Raw genomic sequence first — 3223 nt, 5'->3', positions numbered from 1 at the left:
TACTTCATGAAGAGCTCAGCTCTCAAAGTCAGTTTGACTCCCGACAATTATTACCGGAACGGTGGCGTTTACGATGCCGTCATTTATGGTGCACTTTCTTTGCCTGATGAGGATGTGGTTGAGGAGCTTAAATTGGAATCAAGAAGTACCCGCTTTCCTACGATCGGGTCTGATAACTTCAGGCTTAATCAGCGTAACCCAAAAGGTGTCAGTTTCCTTCCCACTGCTGGTTCTCAGGTAGAGGGCAGCGCTGGACGCTTTCGTGTGATAGAGCTCGTCTTGATGCCGAAATCGAAATAAAAAAGCTTAAGCGAATCAGGCTTGTGCCGAATTTTGGTTGATAACATAGCAATAAATGGGGGGCTTCTGTTGTCTGAGTTCGATTCAAATCCTGAAAGATCAGACAACCTTGAATATGCCGGATTTCTCGACCGATTCTGGGCAACGCTGATCGATACTTTGGTTCTGATCATCATTACTTTACCTCTTACTATGATGATTGATGGCGATCGGCTGACGATTGAAAATTCAAAACAACTTCTGTACCCGGCAGACGTCATGATCAACTGGTTGTTTCCGGCGTTAGCAGTTATCCTGTTCTGGCATTACAAGAGTGCTACGCCGGGCAAAATGATCATCACTATGAAAGTCGTTGATGAGAAGACCGGCCTTGCTCCGGCTCTGTCTCAGTCGGTCATTCGTTATCTGGCCTACTTTATCTCAATTTTGCCCCTGTTTTTGGGCTTTTTTTGGATCTTAGTGGACAAGAAAAAGCAGGGCTGGCACGACAAAATTGCCGGTACTGTCGTTGTTAAGCTCAGAAAATAAACCACTCCATCCGCTATGGTTCTAATAGATGATGCCTCTGAGCCATTTAAAAATATGAACGACAGGGTTCTTGTTCCACTGTGGGCAATGGGTTGAACGGGTCAGGAGGCGTTATTTTCCGGAGTGTCTGAACGTTGTCTTCTGTCAGTCTCTTCTTTAGAATTCCCATCTATGCTTCTCCCCGAAAAGTGACTCTTTGCTTCTGCTTATCAAACAGGGCGATGTCCTCTTATTGGGCATAGAGCTCTTTTAAAACGGTTTTCTATCCAACAACCCTGATCGTTGCATATTTAAAACTAGTCTGTCGCCACCCACCTGCCCGTTTGAATCGGAGGCAATGTTGTTCGAACTTAAAGCTAATAAGGTAGCTACCATGAAAAATGACCTGCTATCAGGTCTGACGGTAGCACTGGCATTGGTGCCCGAAGCGGTAGCCTTTGCATTTGTTGCGGGTGTTGAACCACTGGTGGGTCTCTACGCTGCGTTTATGGTAGGTCTTATCACGGCTGCCATTGGTGGTCGTCCGGGCATGATTTCTGGTGCTACTGGTGCACTGGCTGTGGTTATGGTCACTCTGGTGGCAGACCATGGTGTTCAGTACCTCTTTGCAACCGTAGTACTGATGGGGATCATCCAGGTTCTGGCTGGGGCGCTTAAGCTGGGTAAATTTATTCGCATGGTGCCCCACCCGGTAATGCTGGGCTTTGTTAATGGTTTGGCCATCGTTATTTTTCTGGCTCAACTGGGTCAGTTCGGCGTTGAAGGTGAAACAGGCTGGCTCTCAGGTACCTTTATGGAAGGCAGTGTTATTGATATAGCCTGGATGCAGGGTAGTGAGCTCGGCATGATGCTGGGGTTGGTGGCTTTGACTATGGCTATTATTCACTTCCTGCCCAAGCTGACGAAAGCTGTTCCTTCTTCTTTGGCAGCTATTCTTGTGGTTTCCCTGCTGGTCATTGGCCTGGATTTGGATACCCGAACAGTGGGTGATGTAGCTGGCATTGCCGGTGGATTACCTGAATTCAGCGTTCCCATGGTGCCATTGAGCATGGAGACCTTACTGATCATTCTGCCTTATTCTCTGATTCTGGCGGCCATTGGCTTAATTGAGTCTCTGTTAACCCTGCGTATGGTTGACGAGATTACTGAAACTCATGGCAGCTCTAACCGTGAATGCATGGGGCAGGGTGCAGCCAACATTGTGACTGGTTTCTTTGGCGGTATGGGTGGTTGTGCCATGATCGGCCAGAGCATGATCAATGTTAACTCCGGTGGTCGTGGTCGCCTGTCGGGTATTTCGGCGGCGCTGTTCCTGCTGGCATTCATATTGGTGGCTTCTTCTCTGATTGAGCAAATTCCTGTTGCGGCCCTGATCGGCGTTATGTTCATTGTAGTGATTGGCACTTTTGAATGGAGTAGCTTTCGCATCATGCGCAAAGTGCCCGGGGGTGATGCCTTTGTTCTGGTGCTGGTATCAGTCGTAACTGTTTTGACCGATTTGGCTGTCGCTGTCATTATCGGGGTTATTGTATCTGCCCTGATCTTCGCTTGGGAGCATGCCAAGCAGATTCAGATTGAGAAGAAAGAAGACCGGGAAGGTTCCAGCGTTTACAAAGTGCATGGTCCTTTGTTCTTTGGCTCCACCACTCACTTTTTGGAGCAGTTCTCACCAAAAGACGACAACAATGACGTAGTGATCGACTTTGCTGATTCCCGAGTGTGTGATCACTCTGGACTGGAAGCCATTGATACGCTGGCAGAGCGTTACACCAAAGCAGGCAGAAATCTGCACCTGCTGCACTTGAGTCAGGACTGTCAGAAACTGTTGAAGAAAGCAGGCAGCATGGTAGAAGTGAATGTCATTGAAGATCCTAAATACTTTGTGGCCACGAATGCCTGATTGTTAAGTTGATCGTTTGGTGCATCCTGAGAAACCCGGCTAGTTGCCGGGTTTTCTGTTGCTGGCAGGTGGGTAAAGTAACTGCGACAAAAAATAACCTTCTTAATTATTAAGGGATAGTACGTTAGTACTTTTTCGCATGTTGAACCTCTTATGAAATTCTGTATAGTACGCCTCCTCCAACGGAGCAGATTGCCACAGCAGCAGAGCTGAATCACCTGACAAAAAGGCAGGTTGACAACATCAGCTGACACGGTAGAATGCGCCGCCGCTGAACAAGAAAAGCAACGCTGATTAAGCATGAGCGTCTGTCAGTTCAGCGAGTTGAAAAGCCGTTTTGACTCTTTAGCACAGAGAGCGCTTGACAACAAAAACGGTCGCGGTAACATAGCGGCCTCGCTGATCAGCTTGACCGCTGGTTCAGCCGATTAAAACCTTCTTGTTTTAATCCAGTTCTTTAACAAATTATCAGACAATTCGTGTGGGCGCTTGTGC

Annotated in this window: 3 protein-coding genes; all 3 read left to right on the top strand. The window is 47.7% G+C overall.

The window, feature by feature from the left end; translation table 11 throughout:
• Nucleotides 1-300, top strand: a 300-nt coding sequence (locus KDK16_RS05985) for a hypothetical protein (RefSeq protein WP_257275156.1), incomplete at its 5' end; no start/stop codon positions are given.
• Nucleotides 301-369: 69 nt separating this feature from the next.
• A complete protein-coding gene (locus tag KDK16_RS05980) occupies nucleotides 370-828 on the top strand; it encodes an RDD family protein (RefSeq protein ID WP_257253652.1) in 459 nt (152 codons plus the stop codon).
• Between the two features lie 337 nt (nucleotides 829-1165).
• Entirely contained in the window at nucleotides 1166-2728 is a 1563-nt protein-coding gene (locus KDK16_RS05975) for a SulP family inorganic anion transporter (protein WP_257253654.1), read from the top strand.
• The last annotated feature ends 495 nt before the right edge of the window (nucleotides 2729-3223 follow it).

It is taken from the genome of Endozoicomonas sp. SESOKO4 (genome assembly GCF_024606275.1).
The sequence above is the reverse complement of the archived record's forward strand: the minus strand, read 5'-3'. Positions and strand labels throughout refer to the sequence as shown.